The sequence below is a fragment of the Photobacterium sanguinicancri genome, from assembly GCF_002265265.1.
GTDB lineage: Bacteria > Pseudomonadota > Gammaproteobacteria > Enterobacterales > Vibrionaceae > Photobacterium > Photobacterium sanguinicancri.
Genome location: NZ_NOIF01000017.1, coordinates 1 through 22,872 on the forward strand (window position 1 = coordinate 1; position 22,872 = coordinate 22,872).

The 22,872-nt window shown below is 45.5% G+C and carries 22 protein-coding genes and 1 riboswitch; of the genes, 5 read left to right on the plus strand and 17 right to left on the minus strand.

Translation table 11 applies throughout. From position 1 onward, the window contains the following. Nucleotides 1–114: 114 nt before the first annotated feature. Nucleotides 115–1,929: a TonB-dependent receptor domain-containing protein gene (locus ASV53_RS04665; protein WP_094956281.1), complete on the minus strand. Its 1,815-nt coding sequence runs from the start codon at nt 1,927–1,929 to the stop codon at nt 115–117. Between the two features lie 37 nt (nt 1,930–1,966). Beyond that, nucleotides 1,967–2,184, minus strand: a riboswitch (cobalamin riboswitch). A 146-nt stretch (nt 2,185–2,330) separates the two neighbouring features. Between ASV53_RS04665 and trmA the strand changes: the two genes are divergently transcribed. Next, nucleotides 2,331–3,437: a tRNA (uridine(54)-C5)-methyltransferase TrmA gene (gene trmA, locus ASV53_RS04670; protein WP_062690361.1), complete on the plus strand. Its 1,107-nt coding sequence runs from the start codon at nt 2,331–2,333 to the stop codon at nt 3,435–3,437. An 85-nt stretch (nt 3,438–3,522) separates the two neighbouring features. Here the strand turns inward: trmA and ASV53_RS04675 are convergent, their stop codons facing one another. Continuing rightward, nucleotides 3,523–3,894 (minus strand): YijD family membrane protein, encoded by a 372-nt coding sequence (locus ASV53_RS04675; protein ID WP_062690373.1) that lies wholly within the window; start codon nt 3,892–3,894, stop codon nt 3,523–3,525. A gap of 22 nt (nt 3,895–3,916) precedes the next feature. Continuing rightward, nucleotides 3,917–4,549 carry an HTH-type transcriptional repressor FabR gene (gene fabR / locus ASV53_RS04680; protein ID WP_062690360.1) on the minus strand — a complete coding sequence of 211 codons (633 nt, stop codon included), beginning with the start codon at nt 4,547–4,549 and terminating at the stop codon, nt 3,917–3,919. A gap of 334 nt (nt 4,550–4,883) precedes the next feature. Here fabR and sthA point away from each other — a divergent pair, with 334 nt between their 5' ends. Next, nucleotides 4,884–6,299, plus strand: a complete 1,416-nt coding sequence (gene sthA, locus ASV53_RS04685) for a Si-specific NAD(P)(+) transhydrogenase (RefSeq protein ID WP_094956282.1) — start codon at nt 4,884–4,886, stop codon at nt 6,297–6,299. Nucleotides 6,300–6,377: 78 nt separating this feature from the next. On the opposite strand, the gene cysQ is transcribed toward sthA, so the two are convergent. From cysQ to gspC, 14 genes are read right to left on the minus strand one after another with little or no spacing between them, the layout of a single operon-like run. Continuing rightward, the gene (gene cysQ, locus ASV53_RS04690; protein ID WP_062690359.1) at nt 6,378–7,211 is read right to left on the minus strand and encodes a 3'(2'),5'-bisphosphate nucleotidase CysQ; all 834 of its coding nucleotides are present in this window, start codon (nt 7,209–7,211) and stop codon (nt 6,378–6,380) included. 13 nt (nt 7,212–7,224) lie between these two features. Continuing rightward, entirely contained in the window at nt 7,225–7,776 is a 552-nt protein-coding gene (gene nudE / locus ASV53_RS04695) for an ADP compounds hydrolase NudE (RefSeq protein WP_094956283.1), read from the minus strand. Between the two features lie 22 nt (nt 7,777–7,798). Beyond that, entirely contained in the window at nt 7,799–8,557 is a 759-nt protein-coding gene (locus tag ASV53_RS04700) for a type II secretion system protein N (RefSeq protein WP_094956284.1), read from the minus strand. Nucleotides 8,558–8,559: 2 nt separating this feature from the next. Next, the gene (locus tag ASV53_RS04705) at nt 8,560–9,036 is read right to left on the minus strand and encodes a type II secretion system protein M (RefSeq protein WP_094956285.1); all 477 of its coding nucleotides are present in this window, start codon (nt 9,034–9,036) and stop codon (nt 8,560–8,562) included. Beyond that, nucleotides 9,033–10,367, minus strand: coding sequence for a type II secretion system protein GspL (gspL, locus tag ASV53_RS04710; protein ID WP_239928729.1), 1,335 nt, complete (start codon nt 10,365–10,367; stop codon nt 9,033–9,035). Before gspL ends, ASV53_RS04705 begins: the two co-directional genes overlap by 4 nt. Then, the gene (gene gspK / locus ASV53_RS04715; RefSeq protein ID WP_189337826.1) at nt 10,336–11,355 is read right to left on the minus strand and encodes a type II secretion system minor pseudopilin GspK; all 1,020 of its coding nucleotides are present in this window, start codon (nt 11,353–11,355) and stop codon (nt 10,336–10,338) included. The genes gspL and gspK overlap by 32 nt, the downstream gene beginning before the upstream one ends. Nucleotides 11,356–11,363: 8 nt before the next feature. Beyond that, the gene (gene gspJ / locus ASV53_RS04720; protein WP_094956286.1) at nt 11,364–12,032 is read right to left on the minus strand and encodes a type II secretion system minor pseudopilin GspJ; all 669 of its coding nucleotides are present in this window, start codon (nt 12,030–12,032) and stop codon (nt 11,364–11,366) included. Then, complete coding sequence (gene gspI, locus ASV53_RS04725) at nt 12,019–12,378, minus strand: type II secretion system minor pseudopilin GspI (protein ID WP_062690354.1); 360 nt, start codon at nt 12,376–12,378, stop codon at nt 12,019–12,021. Before gspI ends, gspJ begins: the two co-directional genes overlap by 14 nt. Continuing rightward, entirely contained in the window at nt 12,375–12,959 is a 585-nt protein-coding gene (gspH, locus tag ASV53_RS04730; protein WP_062690371.1) for a type II secretion system minor pseudopilin GspH, read from the minus strand. Before gspH ends, gspI begins: the two co-directional genes overlap by 4 nt. Before the next feature lie 26 nt (nt 12,960–12,985). Continuing rightward, on the minus strand, nt 12,986–13,420 hold the full coding sequence (gene gspG, locus ASV53_RS04735) for a type II secretion system major pseudopilin GspG (protein WP_189337825.1): 435 nt from the start codon (nt 13,418–13,420) through the stop codon (nt 12,986–12,988). A gap of 20 nt (nt 13,421–13,440) precedes the next feature. Continuing rightward, complete coding sequence (gene gspF, locus ASV53_RS04740; RefSeq protein ID WP_062690352.1) at nt 13,441–14,661, minus strand: type II secretion system inner membrane protein GspF; 1,221 nt, start codon at nt 14,659–14,661, stop codon at nt 13,441–13,443. After that, the gene (gene gspE, locus ASV53_RS04745; protein WP_094956288.1) at nt 14,661–16,154 is read right to left on the minus strand and encodes a type II secretion system ATPase GspE; all 1,494 of its coding nucleotides are present in this window, start codon (nt 16,152–16,154) and stop codon (nt 14,661–14,663) included. The genes gspF and gspE overlap by 1 nt, the downstream gene beginning before the upstream one ends. Further along, nucleotides 16,154–18,178, minus strand: coding sequence for a type II secretion system secretin GspD (gspD, locus tag ASV53_RS04750; protein ID WP_094956289.1), 2,025 nt, complete (start codon nt 18,176–18,178; stop codon nt 16,154–16,156). The genes gspE and gspD overlap by 1 nt, the downstream gene beginning before the upstream one ends. A gap of 38 nt (nt 18,179–18,216) precedes the next feature. Further along, the gene (gene gspC, locus ASV53_RS04755) at nt 18,217–19,119 is read right to left on the minus strand and encodes a type II secretion system protein GspC (protein WP_062690350.1); all 903 of its coding nucleotides are present in this window, start codon (nt 19,117–19,119) and stop codon (nt 18,217–18,219) included. Nucleotides 19,120–19,413: 294 nt separating this feature from the next. Between gspC and hslR the strand changes: the two genes are divergently transcribed. The 3 genes from hslR to pckA all read left to right on the plus strand — a co-directional run bounded on the left by hslR (nt 19,414) and on the right by pckA (nt 22,677). Beyond that, entirely contained in the window at nt 19,414–19,821 is a 408-nt protein-coding gene (gene hslR, locus ASV53_RS04760; RefSeq protein WP_239928731.1) for a ribosome-associated heat shock protein Hsp15, read from the plus strand. A 25-nt stretch (nt 19,822–19,846) separates the two neighbouring features. Next, nucleotides 19,847–20,722, plus strand: coding sequence for an Hsp33 family molecular chaperone HslO (gene hslO, locus ASV53_RS04765; RefSeq protein ID WP_062690370.1), 876 nt, complete (start codon nt 19,847–19,849; stop codon nt 20,720–20,722). A 323-nt stretch (nt 20,723–21,045) separates the two neighbouring features. Continuing rightward, nucleotides 21,046–22,677, plus strand: coding sequence for a phosphoenolpyruvate carboxykinase (ATP) (gene pckA / locus ASV53_RS04770; RefSeq protein WP_094956290.1), 1,632 nt, complete (start codon nt 21,046–21,048; stop codon nt 22,675–22,677). The last annotated feature ends 195 nt before the right edge of the window (nt 22,678–22,872 follow it).

Below are 22,872 nucleotides of genomic sequence, written 5' to 3' on the forward strand. Positions count from 1 at the left end.
GCATTAATTACACTTGGATTTTGACAGCTCTGGAGGATCGTTCAACCGATCATATTTACGCTAACTGATCGGCATTACCGCTAATGAGCGGCCTTTATCAACGAGATAATATTTCTAGAATTGGTATGAGCCGTTCACATAAAATGCGCGCTCTGGGGCTGGGTAGTCTTTCGATGTTTGATACTCTTTATCGAATAGATTACTAGCGCGCAATCCTGCCGTGAACTTATCTGTCACCCGATAAGTAACAGCAGCATCGGCCGTTGTGTATGCATCTAACTCATACTGCTTCGAGTCATAACGCTTGCCAACGTAGTTAGCCACTAATGAAACATCAACCATCTCTGAACTATAAGTTCCCACCCACTTATAATTTTGTTTAGCGCGACGAATTAACTGACTACCATCTTTCTTATCTTCAGGATCTTTCCAATCACCGACAACACGATGGGATATAGGACCAGTATCGAAACCTAATTCAAGTTCAATGCCTTTAATTTTAGCATTATCGATATTGTCCGGCTTCCAAGGACCTGCTGTTGTAGGAGCCCAAGCAATCATATCTTTAATATCGGTTTGGTATGCCGTAACACCCCAATCTAATAAATCATGACGCCCTTTAACTCCCAGCTCTGCAGATTTCGAAGTTTCTGGTTTCAAGTCAGGGTTGCCACTACCACCAGGATAATACAAATCATTAAATGTTGGTGCTTTGAATGCAGTACCGTAACTACCGACCACATCAATAGCACTCGTTACTGCATAACCAGCAGCTAAGTTCCACGTTGTGTAGCCACCAAATGCACTATCTTTATCATGGCGTAACGCAGCTTCAAGTGTTAATTCTACTATTCGAGTATGACCGGTTACAAATGCAGCGGTGTTATGTTTGCTGTTATCACTGAAGTCTTTCGTGTTCGTTCCACCACGTTCTGCGGTTTCTTTGTAATAGTCCACGCCAAGGTTAATCACACTATTTTCAATTTGAGTCAGCGTATTAACCCATGCGACACTTTGACGTTTCGTTGTTAATGAGCCTTTGCCTGACTTGCCACCATCCGATTTGCCATCTGCAGTAACTTCTTTCGAGTCACTCAGTTCTAGCTTAGATAGCCAACTACCCACCGTGTAATCTATACCACCTGAGAAATTATATTTTTCACGGTCAGATTCATACTTACTACCTTGATCATATTCCACTAATGAAGTTTGATAATAGCCAGTAAAATATAGATTTATTGAATCTGTTGCCGCATGACGTAAACTGCCCAGAAGTGTTTTAGATTCAAAACCATGCTCATCACCTTCTGGTGCTGTTGATTTTACTCGGTAACCATCACTTTGCTCATTATTAACAACAAAGCTGCCTTGTGTATTTTCTGAAATCTGACCAACTGAACGCCAACTTTGTTGTGAGTAGTTGTTGCTACCAAAAGTTGCCTTAGCTTGATGAACACTACCTGATTTAGGTGTGGTGGTAATACTGATTACACCACCGATAGTATCTGAACCATAAACAGCCGCACGAGGCCCACGAACAATCTCAATTTTCTCGATTGCATCTGCAGGGATCAAGCCAACTGATGCACCGCCTGTCGTAGAAGAGTTCAAACGAACACCATCGACAAGCACTAAGGTATGACGTGACGATGTACCACGAATATAAATAGCGGAAGACTGTGCCTTACCACCATTCGAACTAATTTCGATACCCGGTAAAGTTTTCAATACATCCAGTGCACTTTGCGCTTGTAGTAGCTCTATGTCTTCACGCGTTACGATACTGACTGGCGCTAAGACTGAAGATGCTGATTGTTCAAATCGGTTTGCTGTTACCACCATCACATCATCGGTTGATGTTTCAGTCGCAAAAGCCTGACTTTGGATAAATAGAGGGGCTAACGCCACTGCTAAGAGCGTTTTTTTCATTAGATTGGATACCTTAAATCGCGTTTATTACTAAGCACATTGCTTCGAAGCACTGGTTGGTATTCGGACTTAAGAGCGTGGTTTACACCGCCTACGGCAACAACTTCCCATTTCATCTATTGCTGAGCTAAATAGACAAAACAGTGTTTGGAACTACGTCCATGTGCTTTCGTTCTCTATCACCGCTGCGCGTCAGTTACGGATTTTCACCGTATTCCCTAGCCATCATGGCAAACCAGCGCACCGCGAATCCTAGTAATCCCGTCATTAATTGTCTAGCTTTGTTTAGACTTAACAGCAAATAAGCGCCAGCTTTGACACTTTATCTGCCTCAAGGCTGGACATCCCGCAACAATACAATAAAATCTCCGCTCTTAATTTGAGCAGTTTGAGGCAAACAAATGGCATCCACCGCAGTTAATCCCGCTGATTACCAACTTCAGTTGGATGAAAAAGCAGAACGAATTCAAAATATCTTCGCAGATTTTGAAACGCCAGAGCTTGAGGTTTTTGCCTCACCTGCTGAACATTACCGTATGCGAGCAGAGTTCCGTGTATGGCATGAAGGTGAAGACCTTTACTACGCAATGTTTAATCAAGCGACCCGCGAAAAATACCGCGTGGATCAATTCCCAGCAGCCAGTCGTCTTATCAACGATTTAATGCCACTGATAATCGATGCGCTAAAGCCAGTTCAAGCACTGCGCCACAAGCTATTCCAAGTGGATTTCCTCTCGACGCTAAGCGGTGAAATTTTAGTTTCATTGTTATACCACCGTCAGCTAGACGAAGCATGGGAAGCAGAAGCTAAAGCCTTAAAACAACGCTTAAATGATGAAGGGTTTAACCTGAATCTAATTGGCCGTGCACGTAAACAGAAAATTGTTCTAGACCAAGAGCATGTGATTGAAAAGCTGAAAGTGCATGATCGCGTACTCACATACAAACAAGTTGAAAACAGCTTTACTCAACCCAACGGTGAAGTAGCACAGAAGATGCTTGAATGGGCTGTGGACTGCACCCAAGAAAGTGAAGGTGATCTGTTGGAGTTATACTGTGGTAACGGTAACTTCTCACTAGCGCTAGCACAAAACTTTGAACGTGTTCTCGCCACAGAGCTCGCTAAACCATCGGTAGACTCTGCGCAGTTTAATATTGCCGTAAATAATATCGACAACGTTCAGATCATTCGTATGTCAGCAGAAGATTTTACGGATGCGATGGAAGGTAAGCGTGAATTCCGCCGCCTCAAAGATCAAAACGTCGATTTGCAGAGCTATAACTGCAACACTATCTTCGTTGATCCACCGCGCTCGGGTATGGACGAAGGCACCTGCCGTATGGTGCAAGGCTATGAACGTATCATGTACATTTCATGTAACCCAGATACGTTAAAAGAAAACTTAGCTATCTTAAGCGAAACACACAACATCACGCGTTTTGCTCTTTTTGATCAATTCCCATACACCCACCACATGGAAGCTGGTGTATTGCTGGAACGTAAATAAGCCTCGCTTATTTATGACGGTCATCAAAAACAAAAAAAGGCGCTTTAAGCGCCTTTTTTATTGCAATCCATTTAATGAGTAAAAGTTAAGCTGCCGCTTCTTCTTTCTTACCCATCACACCAAGTTTCACCGCAACCCAGAACAATAGACCAAGAGAAATCATCAGTGGTAAGAAGTTTGAACCCATTTCAGGCATTTGTGCGCGTAGGAAAGATGAATAGCCAAATGCACCTACTAAGAAACAAGCAAACGCAATTGCAGGCGTGCCTTCTGACATAGGTTTTGTTAAGTATTCTTGGTATAGGCAGTACACTGCCATGGCAAAAGCGATAACAGGAAAGACGGAGAAAGCAACGGCGCTTGACGTAAATACCGCCAGCGTTGCATTACCACATAAACCCGCTAACAAAGATAAAATCAATGTTTTACGTTCAGCTTTTACTTGTTCCTTGTTCATATTCTTCACCAGCAAAATAAGGTTATAGTTTTTGCCTGAGCTCACGACGCTCACGCTCTTTACGGTACCAGTAGGCACCTTTTGCAATCATTCGTAATTGCATGATCAGCCGTTCGGCATGCTCAGCACGCGCATGATTGTCTAGATCTAACGCTTCAGCGCCAGAACTGAATACTAATGTAACTGATGCCTCAGCTTGGGTGTAAGCCTCGTCGTGCGTTACCCCTGTTTTGGCTTCTAAATACTCGGCAAGTTCCGCTACAAAATGTTGAATTTCGCGCGCTACAGCCGCACGAAAGGCGGTAGATGTTCCCGAGCGTTCACGCAAAAGCAGTCTAAATACGTTTGGACTACCTTCAATAAATTCAGTAAACGTTTCAACCGAAGTGCGAATAACACTTCCCTCTTCGGCAATCCGTTGGCGGGCCTGACGCATCAACTGACGCAGAATCAAACCACCTTCATCAACCATGGTAAGGCCAAGCTCATCCATATCTTTAAAATGACGATAAAAAGAGGTGGGAGCAATCCCCGCTTCACGTGCAACTTCACGCAAACTTAAGCTGGAAAAACTACGATCAGCACTAAGCTGGCTAAACGCAGCATCAATAAGCGAGCGACGGGTTTTTTCTTTTTGTTGAGCCCTAATACCCATGAATCTATTGGTTCTCTAATACTCTGTGCTGCAACTATACGCGGTTTTCAATACCAGTTCAGCGAGAATCCTGATCTTTCGATAAGGCTCTTATGAAATTAATCAGACCATAGTAAGTCCTGACTTAAACTGAATCAAAGCGACATTTGTCACTTTTAACTACTGGCTCACAAAGTAGCATATTTTCGCCAAGGGTACTTGCAAGGTTAGTTTTCGATACGCTGACAACGTGATCGCTACCGAGCTATGGCTATCAACTGATTTTCCACCAGCAAAATCAAGGTTACACTGCCGCTACGGCAATGTTGCATGGATGATAATAAAGGCCAAGCCAATGACAAAGAAAAATCGACAAACCGCCCAACATTTTGACGCCATCGTAATAGGTAGCGGTCCTGGCGGTGAAGGGGCAGCGATGGGATTAACCAAAGCTGGCCTCGATGTCGCCATTATTGAACGCGAAGATAGCGTCGGTGGCGGTTGCACCCACTGGGGCACCATTCCCTCAAAAGCACTACGCCATGCCGTCAGTCGAATCATCGAGTTCAACCAAAACCCACTGTACTGCAAAAACAACTCTAGTCTGCACAGTACTTTCAGCCAAATATTAGGCCATGCTCAAGACGTAGTGAACAAACAAACCCGTATGCGCCAAGGGTTTTATGACCGTAATCAGTGCAGCATTCTTTTTGGTGAAGCGAGCTTTGTTGATAGCCATACGGTACAGGTACGCAATAAAGACGGTAGCCACGATTTATACCATGCTGATACTTTTGTAATCGCCACAGGTTCACGCCCTTACCAACCTGCAGATGTCGACTTTAACCACTCGCGAGTGTATGACAGCGACTCGATTCTGCAGCTCAAGCATGACCCTCGCCATATCATCATTTATGGTGCAGGTGTGATCGGCAGTGAATATGCGTCCATCTTCCGCGGGCTAGGTGTAAAAGTAGATTTAATTAATACTCGCGATCGCTTATTGGAATTTTTAGATAACGAAATTTCAGACTCCCTCTCTTATCACTTATGGAATAGCGGCGCGATGATCCGCAATGGCGAAACCTATGAGCGAATTGAAGGTACTGAAGATGGGGTGATTTTACACCTTGAGTCGGGTAAGAAGATGCGGGCTGATTGTTTGCTGTATGCCAATGGCCGCACAGGTAATACCGATAGGCTACAGCTTGATAAAGTGGGATTAACCCCAGATTCTCGCGGCCAACTCAAGGTTAATCAAAACTATCGCACCGATGTTGAACATGTTTATGCGGTTGGTGATGTCATTGGCTACCCTAGCCTTGCGAGTGCCGCTTACGATCAAGGTCGTTATGTCGCGCAAGCCATCAGTAATGGGGAGGCCCAAGGCAGTTTAATCGACCATATCCCGACCGGTATTTATACCATTCCTGAAATCAGCTCCGTCGGTAAAACCGAGCAGCAACTTACAGCTGACAAAGTGCCTTACGAAGTCGGTCGCTCCCAATTTAAACACCTTGCTCGCGCTCAAATTGCAGGGACTGAAGTTGGCAGTTTAAAACTATTATTCCACCGAGAGACCAAAGAGATATTAGGGATCCACTGCTTTGGCGAAAGAGCTGCCGAGATCATTCATATCGGCCAAGCGATCATGGAACAAAAAGGAGAAGGAAATACGATCGATTATTTCGTGAATACCACCTTCAACTACCCAACCATGGCCGAGGCTTATCGCGTTGCTGCGTTGAATGGCCTAAATCGCTTGTTCTAACCTAACGATTTTAATTAAACCCAAAACAAAACGGAGCCATAGGCTCCGTTTCGCTAATGATTATTTGCCATCAGTGCTCTACACCGCATCCATCATCCGATCGTCGGGTGTGAGGATCTTGGCCCACGGTAAATGCTCATCCCCTAATGTAATGAAGTTAGGGTTCTCTAGCGTATTTCGCTCATTATAAGACAACGGTGTTAGATGCGTATTCAAAATCCGACCACCAGCTTCTTCAACAATGCATTGTGTCGCCGCGGTATCCCATTCACCTGTCGGGCCTAAACGTAAATAACAATCCACAGCCCCTTCAGCAACTAAGCACGCTTTTAGTGCCGCTGAACCTAATGGCACTAAGTCATAGTTTAACGCTGGATCTAATCGATCTGTGATCGCTTGAATATTTTGACGACGGCTAATGGCTACTGCAATCGACTGGGTTGGTAACTCATGCTTATGGGTCGCAATGCGGAAGGTTTCACCATCGGGTGTGATCTTCCAGGCGCCTTTACCTTGATAAGCGTAATACGTCACCCCAGAAATGGGCGCATACACCACCCCCATCTTAGGTTGATTATTTTCCACCAATGCAATGATAGTCGCAAAGTCACCACTGCCAGCAATAAACTCTTGGGTCCCATCCAGAGGGTCAACTAACCAATAACGATCCCATTGGCTACGCTCTGCTAACGGAATACTGGCATCTTCTTCTGATAATACAGGGATGTCTGGCGTGAGCTCTGAAAGTTGCGCTACGATCAATTTATGCGCTGCAATATCTGCACTCGTCACTGGCGTATTATCGTGTTTGATTTGCTTTTCAAACTGGCCACGTTGATAAATATCGAGGATCACTTGGCCTGAAGCACGAGCAATTTCTATTACTGAAGGGATTAAATTCGACAATTCCATAGTAGATTCCTTCTTAGTCAGCCAATTGCTTTAAAGCTAAAAACAATGCTGTGATACTGCGCGCTTCTGCAAAATCCAGATGGTTAATTAGCTCTTCACCTTGATTGACGGGCCAACGAACCAATTCCAGTGGCTCGGGTTCATCCCCTTCTAGCTGTTCAGGGTACAAACCTTGCGCCAGAAAAAGGGTCATTTTACTAGAGAAGTACGATGGTGCTAGCACCACCTCTTTCAATGGCGTCAGCATATTAGCACCAAAACCTATTTCTTCTTTTAATTCTCTATTCGCAGCCTCGATTGCGCTTTCACCCGGATCAATTAACCCTTTTGGAAAACCCAGCTCATAACGATCGGTACCAGCAGCATATTCTCGCACTAATAAGAGATCGCCTTCAGCTGTAACAGGGACGACCAATACTGCATGACGGCCACTCGGCTTCATGCGTTCATATTTACGTTCCACCCCATTAGAAAAACGCAAATCAAGCGACTCAATTTTAAATAATCGAGATTGTGCAACAACCTCTGTCGATAGAATTTGGGGTTTGTTGTTATCAGCTGCCATGCTGTCGTCCTATTCGTTATGCTTACAAACGGCCATTAAAGTTCAAGTTATACCGCCCTTTACCATCAGGATCACCTAACCATTTCAGTTGTTGCCCTAACTGTGGTGGAAATTCAGCGCCAGGCTTAAACCACCCAGAGAGGTTATAACTGTAATTTGGTGCTAAAGATGCCTGCCAATCACTTGATACATCTGCCGATGATTGATTGGTTTTCGCGAAGACACTACCATCATTACAGCTTAAATCTGCAATCACAGCACCAGGGTTGATCCCACCCATTGGTGAGGAAATATTCGCGGTCGACCAAGCTAAGGAGGCATCTAGCGTTGAACAAAAAGGCTGAGCATGAAGGTAATCACGTACCGTCAGTTCCAATAATCCATCGACTTTCACAGGCACAGGAACACGCGCATATTTAACAACTTCCGTGGCAGGAATAGAGACTAAAAAATTACGCGCAAAAGCCCCCGACATACCGTAGCCCACAACACCACGGCCATCAACGCGCATCTCACTGCCTTGGCCAAAGCGCACCGTAAAAGCCACGTTACCAGTGAATAACGCACTGGCATTAAACTGCCATTGCATCTGACCTAGTTGGTACTGCTGCCAACGTACTTGAGTAGCACGACCTTCCCAAGGTGTACCTTGGATGCCTGAAACATTAAGTCCATTAATCACCGGGGCTTGCAACCACAACCAACTTGCAGGCACATGTGCTATCGCACTGCCCAGCAATACCGCACCAAATGACGTTCCAAGGAGTAGCTTATACTTCACACTTAACCTCGACCCAGCTGTAAACGGTTCACTTCGACCACACCGTTTTGATCGGCTTTCGAAATATCTAAAAACTGCGCATCAATACCATGTTCATCACGTAAAAAGGCTAACCAATTCACTAAGGTATTAAACGGTACGGGCTTCACCCATACTTGAACAGCTTCGCTTCGCGGCTGCATACGGATCAATTCAATGCGAAAGCGAGTCGTAGTTTCATTAACAACTTGATTTAACCCTTTGTCACTGATCCCCGCGCTGCTTGATGCATTACCACGTAAACTGACAATGTTATTGGCTTTCTTACTCACCCAGCTTAGTAATTGACGTTCACTATTGATCCGCTGTTGCGCCACATCAGCACGCGTTGCCAAAGGTTGCCATAAGCCCCAATAGAAAATAGCAATCAACAATGCACCACCGGCGCCAAGCATCAAGCGCTGTTCGCGAAGGCTGAGGGCTTTCCACCATGCTTTCATGACTTTCTCCTTAGCACGACAGCACCATTCACTTGACTACCTTCTTTACTTAATTGCCCTTGCTGTACCGTAAACTCGGCAGCAAGTAATGTTCGTAATTGCTCAAAATGTTGGAATTCTGCAGCCGTGGCTTGTAAGCGTAATTCACCCCGATTTTGGTCGTATTTTAAATTGGTGTACGCGACTTGCGGTACCTTCTTAAAAATGGGTTCTAGTTGCGCGAGCCAAGGCAATAAACCTTCTTGGTTTCCACCGCCACCTAAACGCGCTAATTCGCTGTCCATTTGGCGCTTCAAATAACTCTGCGTTGGGATATTACGAAAATTAGGTAATACCTGACGGAAAATACGCTCGCTTTCAGTTCGGTATGCTTGGGCTTGTTGCTCCATGCTTTGTACTGATAAAACGTGCTCGGTTAACATGGCTACCAGTACCAAGCCTGCCGCAATCGCGACTTTCCGCCACGGCTTAATATATTTACGCCATGCTGACTGTGCTTTATAAGGACCAGACAGCATATTAAGCTTGGTTTCTTCTGCCCCTTTCGCTAAAAGCTCCATCACTAATTCTGGCGTTTCTGCTTTCCACTGACACGGGATACTTTCAGGCTTAGGTGTAAAGTGATGAATAACAATATCAGCCGCATTTGGAATATGAGCTTCAGCAACGATATTGGTCTCAGTTACAAGCTTATCGGCTTCATCTGTATCTACCGAAGCTGCCATATCACCAGAATCATCAACATCTGCGTTATCAAGATCTGCCGTCGCAATAATGGGGGCATTTTGAGCCAATAGCCAACTACCTAACCAACTTGCTTCCGCTGCTACACCTTGTGTTTCTGATTGACGAACCAGCCACTGTTCGTCCAACTGCGCAGCACAATAACCCTGCTCAAAAAGCGGTAAACATAAAGCATCGGGTAGGAGTTTTTTCACTTCCATACCGGCATCATTAAGCGCTGTAAGCCATGCTTGCATACGTTTATGTTCAACAACCGCAACATGGGCAATATCCCCGTCACGTTTCAGTAGGTGCACATGCAAGGCATCGATATCTTGTGCTAACTCTTCTTCAAGTAAGAAGGGCAGGACAGCAGCTAATTGACGGCCACTTCCGGTAGGAATCGCAACTTGGGTTAGCAAAATATCTTGTGCAGGTGCCAACGCCAGCACTTGGCGCTGTGCTGCATAATCAGCTAATTCATTTAACTGGGTCATATCACTTAGCTGCCCTGAAGCAATCACTTCATTCTGCTGTGACGACCACACCAACCAATGTACAGGTTGGTCAGGACGGCTACTTAGCCTGATTGTCAGCAACTCGCTCACTGATTCCTCCATAACGGCGACGTACAACCGTCACCTGTTTTTGTTCGTCACGTTTAAGCAAGGCCACGACGCGAACTCGGGCGCGATCCACTAGGATCTCAGCATCCAGCTGAAAGTAGTCGCTTTTAATATCAATATGTTCTTTCGCTTTAGACTGCGTCGCACCATCGATACGAGCAATCACCCCTTCAGCAAAAAACTCATCTACATTTTGCCAGCCATCATAAGGGCGATTGGATAATAATGTCTTAGCGTCAGACACCGATAATTCAGGGGTGAATAACGCAGCAAGTAGCGCAGCATTATTTTCGCTAACGGTATTCACATTCAATTTGAACGTATCAACGGGTAATGCACAGACAGCACCCTTTACTTGGTTAAAGGCTTTCGCTGTTACTCCGTTAACGGCTCTTAGCTCACTCACATCTGCTATAAAATGATTAGCAGGCAAGTATGCCGGCTTAAAGCCTTCGTAGGTGCTATCTTCCGCCCCGAAGGCGGATTGTACTGTGTCATCGGGGTCGACGAATTCCCATGCCGATTCCGCTATCACTTCAGCTTCGTAGCTTTCAATTCCCGATTCTTCTAATAAGGCTTGTAGTACTTTAATCAAATACGGTTTGGTACTGCGATCAGCTTCAGGCGCCACCGACGACAAGGCATTAAGGTTAAAACACGCTTGGCGATCGAGAATATCACCCACAGCATCACCACCTTCGAGTGGGTAACGCTGACCTTTGGTTGCCCATGCCTGACTTAAATTCACCGTATCGCTATCATCAATCCCTTCTTTGATGGCGACTTTTGCCAATGCTTCCAATCCCACGCTGTACCAATACGCTTGCTGGTGCTGAATTTGATTTTCTACTCGATAGAAATTGTGGTGAAGACGCTCCGTCATTTGCACTGCCAACAAGGTCATCATGGCCAATAGCATCAATACAACAATTAATGCGACACCGCCCTGTTTGCCTTTCGGTGATTTCATGCGAAGACTCATTGGTTATCATCCTCGCTATTGGTTTGCGCTAAGCCTGACTGTGGCACCAAATATACACGCTCAATCTCGCCTCTGTCTTTTAACGTCAACCGCACTTCAATACCTTGCGGTAAGCTACCGGCTTGTTCCCATTTATCAGTCCACTTTTTATCAGCAAAAAAACGGAACGACAGTGCAGTCACATCGGCTAATACCTCACGAACCAGCGGTTCTGCACCCGCAACATTATCTGGGTAGCGAAACCACACTCGCTCTAGCTTATCGTCGATAACACGATAACCAACGCGCACGACTTCACCCCGTGGAAACATTTGCTGTGGGTTTTGCCACCCAAGGCGCGTAAACATGATCCCTTCGCTGGCGGAATCCAGCACGTACTCACCCGCTAACAAATATTTATCACTTGGCTTCTCACCTTGGCTACGTGTTTTACGGGCAACGATTTGACGAAAGTCGTTATCCATCATCACACTCATACGCTGGATTGCTTTAAGCCGTGCGTTGTGATCGCGAGATTGCTCATCGCTGCGCTGGACACCATTTAGTACTTGGTACGCTGATAAACTCAACATCGCAAAAACGGCGATTGCCACCAGCACTTCAAGAAGTGTAAAACCTTGCTGAAAATGGGATGAGCGACAAGGGGCTTGTTTAGTTGGCAACATACGTTCTCACTGTCACTACTGATTGCTTACGGTCTTTATCTGTCGCAACAACCATTTCTAACTGTCGTAGGTAGCCGTCTGTTGTTTTGGTGCTTGATACCGTCCAATACCATTTGCGGCCTGCAAATTCACTTTCTCCACGCTTACTCGATGTCGGGATCTTGCCACTCAGCTGTAAACGGGCTAATTCATTATCCGCCACCATGGCGGCGAAGGTTTTCTCTTCCAGATAGCCCATGGTATTAATATGCTGAGTGACCGCTTTCATCACACTCAACGCAGCTGTTGCAAACACCGCGAGTGCCACTAGCACTTCAAGTAACGTCATCCCGCGTTGGGTCTTCATCGACGTGATTTCCTTTCTGGCATTTCTTCACCAGGTGCTAATAAATACAGCTCTCCAAGTTCGTCTGCGCGCACTTGCCAAAATTCATTCTCGCCGTCGATCTCAAACGCTAAGCTAAACGGGGTGTACTCCCCACTAGCCATAACAATCAATTGCGGCGGCTTTATTTTCTTCTTATCAGTTTGGTCAGCAAACAAGTCTTCATCGAATAAAGAGCCAGGCTTAAACAAGCGATCATTGTCTTGCCATGCATAGCCACCTAATTCAACTTCCAGCGTGATGTCATCCCCCACTTCAACCTCACTGAAATAGCGAGATTCTTTCATGGGCTGCCACTCTGTACCTGTTAGCTCAAGAAACTGATAACGGTGGCGCTCAATGCGAATACCGAAATCCGTGCCGTTAAGCAGTGCATCTTCACCAAGAAGCTGCACTAGTTGAAAGAAACGCGCCGCCTCTTCTTTGGCTTTGTCATCATGACGCTCAGGGAGAGTCGCAATCACTGCCACAGCACTGCTTGCTAACAGCACCAGTACCAACATGATTTCAATCAGCGTAAAGCCCGCAGCACGTTTCATCATCATTCTTTTACCAACATCGCTCAGACTTAAAAGTCCAGCATGTTCCAGTTGCCGATGTCAGTATTCACTTCTTCACCGCCTTCTTGACCATCAGCACCTAAGCTGAAGATATCAACCGCGCCATGCTCACCTGGCATCACGTAATTGTACTCACTGCCCCAAGGGTCATTAGGTAGGCGCTTGATGTAACCGCCGTTACGGTAATTACGCGGCTCTGGGCTTGAAGACGGCTTAGACACTAACGCATCAAGACCTTGGTCTGTCGTTGGGTAAACACTGTTATCCAACTTATACATATCCAATGCTTGCTCTAAAGCACTAATATCCGTTACCACTTTCTGTTGGTCGGCTTTTTCTTTGTTACCTAGTAAGTTAGGTACGACTAAACTTGCCAGCACCCCTAGGATCACAATCACGACCATAACTTCGAGCAGCGTAAAGCCACGTTGTTTGCGTTGCATTAACTTAACCTCCAAAAGAATTACATTCCGACCATATTATTGAGTTCAATGATCGGCATTAAAGTAGCGATAACGATGAACATGACAATGCCTGCCATCGCTACAATTAATAGGGGTTCAAATACCCCTAGCGCCATATTGACGAGGGATTCAAAGTCACGGTCTTGGTTATCCGCCGACCGTGTGAGCATCTGTTCTAACTCACCACTGCGCTCACCACTGGCAATCATGTGTAACATCATGGGTGGGAATAGCTTGGTTTGCTCAAGGGCGATACGTAACGTTGACCCTTCACGCACTTTGTCTGACGCTTCCAGAATTTGTTGATTAACCCAAGTATTGGTCATCACATCAGAAGCCACCTTCATTCCGTCCAGCAATGGAATGGCGCTAGAGGTACAAATAGACAAGGTACGCGCAAAACGAGAGGTGTTTAACCCACGAGCCACTTTTCCTATCACCGGGATATTCAGTACCCAGCGATCCCAGCGTAATCTGAAATCAGGCCTCTTCAATGCGGTTTTAATACCCATAACGATGGCAATGATGACAATCACCACCACGATGCCCCAATTCTGCACAAAGTCACTGGCAACAAGTAAGACTTCGGTAATACCCGGTAACTGCTGACCCATCTGCACAAATTGATCGACAATTTTCGGAACCACTGTCGCCAACAAGAAAGCCACCACAGACACGGCCACCAACGTTAGCATGGTAGGGTAAATCATCGCTTGTTGTAGCTTACTGCGCATTTGCTGACGATTTTCAGTGTAATCCGCCAAGCGATTCAACACCGTATCGAGGTGCCCTGATTTTTCACCTGCCGCCACCATGGCACGGAATAACTGATCAAACACATGCGGGTATTCCGCCATACTGTCAGATAAGGTGTAACCTTCAACAACACGCGAACGCACCGCTAATAGCATATTCTTCAATCGTGGCTTTTCACTTTGCTCTGCCACCGCTTTTAAACACTCTTCTAGCGGCATCCCCGCTTGTACTAAAGTGGCTAACTGGCGGGTGATCAGAGACAAGTCATGCGTGCTAATACCACGGCGAAAAGAAAAACTACTGCTCGCTTTTTTCTTTTCTCGCTCATTGGTTTGCACCACTTCGGTGGCCATCAAACCTTTTTCACGCAATTGCTGGCGTACTTGGCGGGCATTATCCCCTTCCAAGACCCCTTTTTTCTGTCGGCCCTTAGTATCAAGCGCTTTATATTCAAATGCCGCCATTAGCTTTCCTTGGTTACTCGCATGACTTCTTCAAGCGTAGTAATTCCTAGGCGTACTTTCGATAGGCCATCATCACGAATGCTTGGCGTGTATTCTCGTACTGCACGTTCAATCGCTTGTTCACCAGCTTCACCGTGAATAAGTTCTTGTACACGATCATCAATTAATAATAATTCATGAATACCTGTACGCCCTCGGTAACCTTTATTATTACAGTGCTCACAACCAACAGGGTGGTACAGGGTTAATGACTCCTGCTCTGGCACATTAAACAGCTTTTTCTGTTCCGCATTCGCTTCGTACGGGTCACGGCACTCTTTGCACAAGGTACGCACTAAACGTTGCGCTAACACGCCCAATAGCGACGATGACACTAAGAATGGTTCAATCCCCATATCGCGTAAGCGGGTGATTGCACCTACCGCCGTGTTGGTGTGCAACGTAGACATCACCATATGGCCCGTTAACGATGCCTGAACGGCAATTGCGGCAGTTTCTAAGTCTCGAACCTCACCAATCATCACCACATCAGGATCTTGACGCAAGATGGCACGAAGCCCCCGAGCAAAAGTCATATCGACTTTGGTATTCACTTGGGTTTGACCAATCCCATCGATATCAAATTCAATCGGGTCTTCCACCGTCAGAATATTGCGCTCTTGGCTGTTAAGCTCTTGCAAGCCTGCGTATAAGGTCGTGGATTTACCCGAACCTGTAGGGCCTGTTACCAAGATAATGCCATGCGGCCGATCGATGATTTTACGGAAATTAGCATGGTTAGCAGCGGTCATACCCAAGCTATGTAGATCAAGGCGGGTCGCATTCTTGTCCAATAGACGTAATACCACGCGCTCGCCATGAGACGACGGCATAGTCGAAACTCGGACATCCACGGCTCGGCCACCGATACGCAGAGAGATACGACCATCTTGTGGCACGCGTTTTTCAGCAATATCAAGTTTCGCCATAACCTTAATACGCGAAACCAGCAACGGTGCCAGTTTACGGCTTGGCTGTAGTACCTCACGTAACACGCCATCAATTCGAAAACGGATCGACAGCACTTTTTCAAAGGTTTCGATATGAATATCTGACGCTGCTTCTTTGATGGCCTCCGCTAACATGGCATTGATCAATTTAATGATCGGCGCATCATCTTCGGATTCAAGCAAATCTTCAGTTTCAGGTAAATCTTCTGCTAATGAGAAGAAATCATCATCAGAGCCTAAATCTTCCATCAATTGACGCGCTTCTGAAGAGTCACGTTGGTACGCTTCTGTCAGCTTCAATTCAAAGGCTTTAGCATCCAGCGCTACGGGAGTAAACCCCCGCGCAGCAACACGGCGCACTTCAGCCAACACAGTGGCAGATAGCGTGCCTGAATACAGTAATAGCCAACCTTCTTCACTCGCTTCAAGCACCACTTTATGGCGCTTAGCAAACGAAAAAGGTAAACGAAAGTACGGCTGCGTATCAGCAGCAAAGGTACTCATTACTGCTTCTCCAACTGCGCCACAAATGCACGTACTTCAGCAGGCAAAGCAATGTCTTCGCCATATTTTGGTATCACTGGAATTTGTGTATTCGGCATCAACTTCAAGCCTTGATCGGCTTTATACAGTTGCTCTGCTCGGATGTAGTTGTATTTACGTTGAGTAATACCATCAGCGGTCACACCATCACGGATAATGGTTGGTTTAATAAAGACCATCAAATTGGTTTTACTGGTGGTGGTATTGGTCGATTTGAACAAATACCCTAAGACAGGAATATCGCCCAAGATTGGAATTTTTGATTCACTCTCTTTGGTCTCTTCGTTAATCAAACCGCCTAAAGCAAGCATCTGACCATCTTGTACCAACACCGAGGTATTCAGCTGACGCTTAGCAAAACGGACATCGACTGCGCCATTAGCACCTAAGACACTCGAGACTTCTTGCTCGATTTTCAGTTGAACCGAATCACCTTCGTTGATCTGTGGCGTCACGTTCAGTTTGACACCCACTTCTTTACGTTCGATGGTTTGGAATGGGTTGTCATTATTCGAACTTGAAGCGGAGCCCGTAACAACAGGCACTTCCTCACCAACAATGAATGACGCTTCGCCGTTATCCATCACGGTAATACTCGGGCTAGATAGAATGTTTGAGTTACTGTCGGTTGATACCGCATTGACCAACATAGTCCAGTCACCCAATACAATCCCCATCATGGCACCATTAACACCACCAAGAGCTTTACCCAAGGTGCTGTAGTCACCGTTTTTATCTGGTGTCGTGGTTGTAACTGTACCCGTAGAGTTAACCGTGGTGGTGGTTGACCCTTTGATATCTTCGGCTTCTTTCAAACCAATCGCGTATTGTGAAATCGGTACGCCAGAGTTAGCAAATTGCACCACGCCACCTTGCTCAGACCCCCATTGCACACCGAAGTTAACACCGTCACCTTCTGAGATTTCAACAATCATGGCTTCAATCAGTACCTGAGCACGACGAATATCCAGCTGAGCGATCACATTCTCTAGGGCACGCATCACATCAGGCGGCGCGGTCAGAACTAAGGCATTGGTATCCGCATGAGCAGATATCATCACTGTATCTTTACTTGATGACGAACCGCCTTTCGCACTGTTACCTTTTTTTTCTGACTGGATATTGTCAGATACACCTTTAAGTACATCGACCATCTCTTCTGCATTGGCATATTTTAAATACACCACGCGGTTATTACCCGATGAGGCCATCTCTTTATCAAGCTGACGGATCAAGCGCTTTAAGCGCGCGCGTACTTTAGGGTCACCAGATAAAAGGACTGAGTTGGTTCTATCATCTGCCACTAATTTAGGCTGAAGAAAACTTGGGGTGGCTTTAGCGTCGGCCGTTTTATTTAACGCTTCAACAATACGCACCATTTCAGCAGCAGAAGCATTATTGAGTTCCACTACATCGATATCTTTATCACCTGCACGGTCTACACGCTCGATGATTTCCGCTAAGCGATTCACCACCGCGGCACGACCCGTGATCATAATGATATTCGCAGGATCGTAATGCACGACGTTACCCGCCCCGGCATTATCATTCAGCTGGCGTAGTAGCGGCGACAGTTCACGTACCGAAACATTACGTACCGCAATAACACGAGTAACAACCGCATCACCCGTTACTCCGTCTTTGCCATCTACAACGGGAATGGCTGAAATCTTGGCGTCTTTATCACGAATAACTTTAAGAACACCGTTCTCCATCTCAACCACAGCAAAACCGTAGACTTCCAATACATTTAAGAAGAATTGATAATACTGTTCATCATTAAGCAAGTCGTAACTACGCACATTGACTTGTCCACGAACCGCAGGATCAACAATGATAGTCTTTTCAAGGTTCCGTCCAACTATGTTGATGAACTCTTGAATATCAGTACCTTTAAAACTGGCGCTGAATTCACTGGCTGATACGGTGCCACATAGCAAACTACCAAGTAGCAGCCAAGCGCGCTTATTCATCCATCTTTTCACTAATCTCTCCTGCGTATTACGCATGCTTGCTTTGGTTGCTACTGCAACTCAATATAAATATCGTGTAACTGACCTTCACGCTCTACTGTCAAAGTAAAACTGGTCGCTTGAGATAGCTCAGTCCAGAGCTTCGCCATCACGGTTGGATCGGTTAAATCATTGCCATTTAAGCTAACGGCTAAATCATTGGCTTTTAAACCAACGGCGTCGAATAACACTCGCTCTTTACCAGGGTTAACGCGGTAACCTATCAGATCACCATCTTTTTTAACTTGAGAAAGGCGAATGTAACTAAAGAGGTTTTGCGGCTTATCGAGGATTTCTTGCTTAATCTTGCTCAGTTGCTCACCGGATACATTGCTTTGGCGATCTTTCGTTTGTGGCTTAGCTCGAGAAACAGGTGCAGCTCGTGACTGGGCTTTACCAAATTCCACACCATCAAGCATCAAAGTTTCATCTCGCCCGCTATTACGAATAATGACACGATCCGCATACACAGCTTGCAATGTTGCACGCGTACCATCAATTGCTTCGCTCAAGCCGTAGGTGTTTTGTTTTCCCTGATGCGCGATAACAGCAAGAGTCGTTTTGGTCTGAGAGCTCGCAACAACCCCAACCAAACGTAAATTCAGCCGTGTTTGAGGGGCATCTTGCTTAACAGGTTCTTGTTTAACAACTGCCGCACCTTGCTGATAGTTACCAAAAAGATTCATCGCAAGAATATCAGACACTTTTAAACCAGCTTGCTGACTGCTTGCCGATGCTTGAACTTGCGGTTGCCAACGTGAAACCGCCGTAGTGGGTTGTACCGCAGCCCAAATTAAACGCCCAAGGATCCATGCAAACATCACCACCAAAAGCCACGTTATACCGCGGGTTAATGTTTTTGTAGAAACGGGTCTTTTGTTGGGCAACATACCCAACCATTTTGATACAACCATATAAAATCCGTATTGAGTTGTTTTATAAAGCTACGTTATATGTGTGACGGACGATACAGAATACTCTGAGACAGGACAGTACACAGCTATTCTTTGCATGATCCACGTAATATACCAGAGCAGATCACGAAAAAAACACACTAGCTATCAATAGACTAGCCATTTAGGAGAATTAATTCCCATTTTAGCGTTGAAAACTCGATCATATATCACCATTTACTTGTCTTAACCCACAGCTGACGCTATCGCAGTAATATGCTATTTTTAGCGCCAAATTTTGGTAAGGAGCACGTTGTGAGCAACCGTTCAAGCGCATCAGAAGATACCCAAGTTCGCCTAGATAAATGGCTTTGGGCTGCCCGTTTTTATAAAACACGCTCAATCGCCCGTAATATGGTTGATGGTGGCAAGGTGCATTACAACGGCCAACGTTCAAAGCCAAGCAAAGTGGTTGAACTTGGTGCTGAAGTTCGAATACGACAAGGTAATGAAGAAAAAACCATCGTTATCATTAAATTGTCGAGTGCTCGCCGCGGCGCTCCCGAAGCACAAACTTTGTATCAGGAAACAGAAGACAGCATTAAACAACGCGAAGAGCATGCTAAATTGCGTAAGCTCAACGCCTTTGATAATCCAAGTCCTGAGAAACGTCCTGATAAGAAACAACGACGCGATATAATTAAATTTAAGAGCAGTAACTAAATTACCTGCTGGAGAAGACATGAACATGACAAACGACAGTCTCTATCGTTACCTATTTGAAGGTGTTTCTGTACGTGGTGAATTGGTACAGCTTGCTGACACCTACCAACAAATCATTTCCAGCAAGGAATACCCAGCACCTGTACAAAGCTTGCTTGGTGAACTCCTCGTTGCAACTAGCCTTCTTACGGCAACTTTAAAGTTCGAAGGTTCAATTACCGTTCAGCTTCAAGGTGACGGCCCGATCAAATTGGCCGTGATCAATGGTGATCACGACCAAAAAATGCGCGGTGTGGCTCGTTGGGAAGGAGATGTACCAACGACAGGTAACATCCACGATCTGCTTGGTAAAGGCCATATGGTTATTACCATCACCCCAACAAAAGGTGAACGCTACCAAGGTGTTGTTGGCCTTGAAGGTACAACACTGGCTGAGTGCCTTGAAGGTTACTTCGCTAATTCTGAACAGCTAAAAACGCAAATTATCCTGCGCGTTGGCGAGCATGAAGAAAAAGCGATGGCGGCAGGTATGCTGTTACAAATCATGCCGGATGGCCAAGGTAGTGCTGATGATTTCGATCACCTGTCTCAACTCACCAGCACAGTGAAGAACGAAGAACTATTTGGCTTAAAAGCAGAAGACGTTCTGTTCCGTCTCTATCACCAAGAAGAAGTGAAGCTGTTTGAACCACAACCCGTCGAATTCCACTGTGGTTGTTCACGTGAACGTAGCGCTTCGGCAATTTGTTCGGTTGAGCGAGTAGAAGTAGAGAAAATCTTAGCGGAAGACGGTAAGGTTTCTTTACACTGTGATTACTGTGGCACAACCTATGACTTTGATAGTGTTGACGTTGCAGCGCTGCATGAAAATGCAACAACAGGCGACAACCAAGTACACTGATTAATTTTTGTCCCGTATTAACTGACAGAAAAAATGATAATAGCCGAATTTAATTCGGCTATTTTTTTAACTGAAGCACACTTCTAGCCCTGCCTTACATTCATTTTTCACGCCTAAATATCGCTTTTTTCAAGAGAAATATTAATTTCGAGACCTAGCGCAAACGCGTAACACACCTGTAAACTAACAACCCCAATAGCATTAAATAAAATTACCTAGCCTTAACAAGTTAATGGTTAATTTTTGATAAACCTCCCTGAATTACCCATTTAGGGTTGTTAGCATGGTCAACAGTTAAACTACATCTTACCCAAGGAGCACCTATGACCGTCATGAACGTCGAAAAAAAGGTTGCAAAAAACATGGATCTGTCTAAATACGGTATCAATAATGTTACAGAAGTAGTACGTAACCCTTCTTACGAAGTTTTATTCGAAGAAGAGACTAAACCTGGCTTAGAAGGATACGAAAAAGGTATCGTGACTGAGCTTGGTGCAGTATCAGTCGATACAGGTATTTTCACAGGCCGTTCGCCAAAAGATAAATTCATCGTAAAAGATGATACGACCCGCGATACCCTATGGTGGGCCGACCAAGGCAAGAACGACAACAAAGCTATTGACCAAAATGTTTGGAACGACCTGAAAACCCTAGTAACAGGTCAACTTTCTGGCAAGCGTCTTTTTGTTATCGACGGTTACTGTGGTGCTAATCCTGATACTCGCTTATGTATCCGTGTTATCACTGAAGTTGCATGGCAAGCACACTTCGTAAAAAACATGTTCATCCGCCCTACAGAAGATGAATTAGAAAGCTTTGAGCCTGATTTCGTCGTAATGAATGGCGCGAAGTGCACCAACGAGAAGTGGGAAGAGCAAGGTCTGAACTCTGAAAACTTCACCGTCTTTAACCTGACAGAAAAAATGCAGCTCATTGGCGGTACTTGGTACGGCGGTGAAATGAAGAAAGGCATGTTCGCAATGATGAACTACTTCCTTCCTCTGCAAGATATCGCATCGATGCACTGTTCTGCCAACATGGGCGAAAATGGTGATGTTGCGGTGTTCTTCGGCCTTTCAGGCACAGGTAAAACGACGTTATCGACCGATCCTAAACGTGCATTAATCGGCGATGATGAGCATGGTTGGGATGACAACGGTGTCTTCAACTTTGAAGGCGGCTGTTACGCAAAAACCATCAACCTATCTAAAGAAGCTGAACCGGATATCTACAACGCTATTCGTCGCGATGCCTTGCTAGAAAACGTAACGGTTCGTGCTGACGGTGCCATTGATTTCGACGACAACTCGAAAACAGAAAACACCCGTGTTTCTTATCCGATCTACCACATTGAAAACATTGTTAAGCCAGTATCGAAAGGTGGTCATGCTAACAAAGTTATTTTCTTGTCGGCTGATGCATTCGGGGTTTTACCGCCAGTATCTAAACTGACACCAGAGCAAACTAAGTACCACTTCCTATCAGGCTTTACCGCTAAACTAGCAGGTACTGAACGTGGTATCACGGAGCCAACACCCACTTTCTCGGCATGTTTCGGTAATGCATTCCTAACACTTCACCCAACGCAATACGCGGAAGTTTTAGTGAAACGTATGGAAGCGGCAGGCGCAGAAGCTTACCTAGTGAACACAGGCTGGAACGGTACAGGTAAACGTATTTCTATCCAAGATACGCGTGGCATCATTGATGCAATCCTTGATGGCTCGATTGATACTGCTGAAACCAAAGACATTCCAATCTTTAACCTAGAAGTGCCAACCTCGCTACCAGGTGTTGATCCTGCGATCCTCGATCCTCGCGACACTTACACTGATCCACTTCAGTGGCAAAGCAAAGCTGACGATCTAGCCCAGCGCTTTATCAACAACTTCGAGAAGTACACAGATACAACTGAAGGTGCATCATTAGTGGCTGCAGGTCCGCAAGTCGACTAATTATCCGCCGCATTAAATGGATACCTAAGCCCCTTATAAAAGGGGCTTTTTTTATTTTCACGCGACCTATTTCATTCAGATATAACATCAACACACACTACGCACAGATAGCTTTCATGCTTTTACACTCAGTCGCTTGCCTGATCTCCGCTTTTACGCCACTCTGAACTATCTGCATTTATTTGGGTTATGGGC

Bases quoted from the DNA above. Each gene is read 5' to 3' on its own strand.
- gspF (WP_062690352.1), bottom strand. From the start codon at position 14,661: ATGGCGGCATTTGAATATAAAGCGCTTGATACTAAGGGCCGACAGAAA.
- gspK (WP_189337826.1), bottom strand. From the start codon at position 11,355: ATGAAATCACCGAAAGGCAAACAGGGCGGTGTCGCATTAATTGTTGTA.
- cysQ (WP_062690359.1), bottom strand. From the start codon at position 7,211: ATGGAATTGTCGAATTTAATCCCTTCAGTAATAGAAATTGCTCGTGCT.
- gspH (WP_062690371.1), bottom strand. From the start codon at position 12,959: ATGATGAAACGTGCTGCGGGCTTTACGCTGATTGAAATCATGTTGGTA.
- ASV53_RS04705 (WP_094956285.1), bottom strand. From the start codon at position 9,036: ATGAAAGCATGGTGGAAAGCCCTCAGCCTTCGCGAACAGCGCTTGATG.
- trmA (WP_062690361.1), top strand. From the start codon at position 2,331: ATGGCATCCACCGCAGTTAATCCCGCTGATTACCAACTTCAGTTGGAT.
- pckA (WP_094956290.1), top strand. From the start codon at position 21,046: ATGACCGTCATGAACGTCGAAAAAAAGGTTGCAAAAAACATGGATCTG.
- gspI (WP_062690354.1), bottom strand. From the start codon at position 12,378: ATGAAGACCCAACGCGGGATGACGTTACTTGAAGTGCTAGTGGCACTC.
- sthA (WP_094956282.1), top strand. From the start codon at position 4,884: ATGACAAAGAAAAATCGACAAACCGCCCAACATTTTGACGCCATCGTA.
- ASV53_RS04665 (WP_094956281.1), bottom strand. From the start codon at position 1,929: ATGAAAAAAACGCTCTTAGCAGTGGCGTTAGCCCCTCTATTTATCCAA.
- gspG (WP_189337825.1), bottom strand. From the start codon at position 13,420: ATGCAACGCAAACAACGTGGCTTTACGCTGCTCGAAGTTATGGTCGTG.
- gspJ (WP_094956286.1), bottom strand. From the start codon at position 12,032: ATGTTGCCAACTAAACAAGCCCCTTGTCGCTCATCCCATTTTCAGCAA.
- hslO (WP_062690370.1), top strand. From the start codon at position 19,847: ATGACAAACGACAGTCTCTATCGTTACCTATTTGAAGGTGTTTCTGTA.
- gspC (WP_062690350.1), bottom strand. From the start codon at position 19,119: ATGGTTGTATCAAAATGGTTGGGTATGTTGCCCAACAAAAGACCCGTT.
- fabR (WP_062690360.1), bottom strand. From the start codon at position 4,549: ATGGGTATTAGGGCTCAACAAAAAGAAAAAACCCGTCGCTCGCTTATT.
- nudE (WP_094956283.1), bottom strand. From the start codon at position 7,776: ATGGCAGCTGATAACAACAAACCCCAAATTCTATCGACAGAGGTTGTT.
- ASV53_RS04675 (WP_062690373.1), bottom strand. From the start codon at position 3,894: ATGAACAAGGAACAAGTAAAAGCTGAACGTAAAACATTGATTTTATCT.
- gspE (WP_094956288.1), bottom strand. From the start codon at position 16,154: ATGAGTACCTTTGCTGCTGATACGCAGCCGTACTTTCGTTTACCTTTT.